Genomic DNA, 2,478 nt, shown 5'->3' with positions numbered 1-2,478 from the left:
ACCAGTCCCCGAACACCCACGAGACCAACTACACCGCTACGCTCCCGTCAGCGGCATAAATCCACCACCGTGTCCAAGAACCGGGGGTATGGCCCGATGGTGGAGTTTGTCGAATGGAGATTGGTCACCTGACCTTGAGGGCGAGATCTGGCGCCGGGCGCCAGGTCGAGTCGCTCGACGAGAAGGCCGCAGTGGCTTCACCGACGGTCGCCGGCCATGCTGGCTGACCCGGCTGGTTCGCGTGAATCTCGGTGACGAGATTCTAGAATTTCATCACGAACTGAAGCCGGGTAGGCGAGCGATCTCGTTAGGTCCAGCCAGTGCAGAATCTGCCGCCCGCAGTTGACTGACTCGTCAAGGTAGGCGACCCTTTCGACGGCGGCGTGTGGGCGAGGGACCAGGACATGGGTGTGTTGTAGGCGGTCACGGTCATTGATTCGGTGTTACGTCCGCGCGCTTTACGCCGACTATAGTCCGTCGTACGAGCGTGGTGGCCAGGTGGCCGTCCTCAGGCTCGAGATTCGTCGAATCGTAGCCTTCTTCGGGCCGCGTTCGGCCACACCGGATCCGGCTTCACGGACACCCAGCTGGGCATATTCACTTGCCAGCGTGTGTTGGCGTGAGATGGCCGTCGCAGGTTCCGTCGTTCCTGCCGCTCGAAGCGGTGGAATCACTGTTGACGCCGTCAGGGCAGATCGTCGCGGACCAGACGACGTTGTTGATCTTCGCCCCGCGGAGATCCGCGTCGAAGAGGTTGGCCCGGGTAAGGTCGGCGCCGCTGATATCGGCGTTCCGGAGCGACGTTCCGTGCAGGTCAGCGCCACGCAGGTTCGCGTTCCGGAGTGAGGCGGGGGGCTGATCGAGGTCCGGCGGGTTCGCGGCCCAGGCGAACAGCACGATGCCTACGGCACCGATCATTACGCCGACCGCGATCTGTCTGCGCAGCCTTCGGAACCTGGCCTGGAGATGGATTGTGTTGGACTCGTCGACCAACAGGTCCATGAGATCCAATAAGTCCCCGAGTCCTTCGCGCTCGGGACCCGAATCTCGATACGCCGTTCCGATCTCCAGCGGGGACGTGAAGTTGGCCAGCAGCGTGCTGTTCTCCCGGAGAAACCACCCTACGGCGTGCGTCGATCGGTTGCGCCGGAGCGCAAATCGTCCCGTGGGAGGGTTTTCTGTCGCCCTCCAGTCGGCCTCGATGTGCTCGAAGGTGTAGCCCGATCCGGCGAGCAGATCCACCACGCGTGACATCGCCCAGAGCACGGCGAGGAGACCGAGGACCACACCGACGACCGCCAGTCGGAATCGTGTCGAGCCCGCATCGAGCGCCCCGAGGCTGGAAAGCTGGCTGCCGGCGACCAGGATGGCGGCGATCGCCCCGAGGCCGGTGAAGAACCACTTCGCCGCGTTGCGAACCGCATCCCGCGCGGCCGCCAGTTCGCTCTTTGGGTCACCGGACTGAACGGGTGACACACCTATCACCCACCCGAAGAGACGAAGCGCATCTTCGACTTCTTCCCGGACGCCTTCTTGACGGGAGCCTTCTTGGCGACCGTCTTCTTGGCGACCGTCTTCTTGACGGGAGCCTTCTTGACCCCCGTTTTCTTGGCGGACGTCGTCGCTGGAGCCTTCTTCGCCGCTCCGATCTTCGGCGGACGCTTCACCTTCAGCGGCTGCTCCACGGCCTTCGGGGGCGCAGGCTTCTTCACAGGAGCCTTCTTCGCCGACGGCTGCTTCGCCGCCCTCTTCACACTGGTGCCCTTCTTCTCCATCGGCAGCTTCGCTGCGGCCCTCTTCGCGCCGGCGACCTTCGTCGCGCCGGTGGTCCGCTTCGCCGGAGCCTTCTTCGCGACCGACTTCTTGGCTGCGGACACCTTCACAACAGCTGCGACTCGCGGCGGGCGCTTGACCTTGATCGGCGGCTGCTGGGACTTCTTCTGCCTGGCCGGCGCGGGCGTGGCCGCAGGTTGACCGGACGACGTTTTCTTCGCCGCGGCCCCTCGAGATTCCCGAGCGTCGCTCATAACTTCCCCCTGCTTGGCTATATCGCGATTCCCGGCAAAGCGTTACGCCCGCTCAGTCGAGGCGCAAGTAGTCGTCGCTCAGATCAGTGGCCCACGACCGGACCAGCCCAGCACTCGACGATCCCCTATCGTCGGCGATCGCATGCTGGGGCCTTGTAGGCCAGAAGCCGATCTTCGCTGGAAAGGCCTCGCCGACCTGCATCTCACGTCATCCGTAATGAAGCTGGCGAATGCTGTGGGCAACGACAAGGCGAGCCCGTACCTGACGCGCTGGTGCGCGCCGCAGCGCTGCGACTCGCTCAATCGGCCCCACGATGCAGTTCCTGCCCACCGCACCTGTCATTGTCCACGACAACCTAGTGTCCTGAGTCAGGAATTCGTGTTTTAAGTTGTAGGGTTGCTGGATGGCGAGGACGGGTCGGCCGAAGGCTGTGCTGGTGGTGACCGATGA

General features: G+C 63.9%; 2 protein-coding genes. Both read right to left on the bottom strand.

Features of this window, described 5'->3' with window-relative positions; genetic code table 11:
* Positions 1-597: 597 nt before the first annotated feature.
* Positions 598-1,476 (bottom strand): pentapeptide repeat-containing protein, encoded by an 879-nt coding sequence (locus tag ACFV9C_RS44735; RefSeq protein WP_380204266.1) that lies wholly within the window; start codon positions 1,474-1,476, stop codon positions 598-600.
* A gap of 5 nt (positions 1,477-1,481) precedes the next feature.
* The gene (locus ACFV9C_RS44730) at positions 1,482-2,027 is read right to left on the bottom strand and encodes a histone H1 (protein ID WP_380204264.1); all 546 of its coding nucleotides are present in this window, start codon (positions 2,025-2,027) and stop codon (positions 1,482-1,484) included.
* Positions 2,028-2,478: the final 451 nt, after the last annotated feature.

The organism is Kribbella sp. NPDC059898 (assembly GCF_042730855.1).
Lineage (GTDB): Bacteria > Actinomycetota > Actinomycetes > Propionibacteriales > Kribbellaceae > Kribbella.
This window is presented reverse-complemented; position numbering and strand designations above follow the sequence as displayed.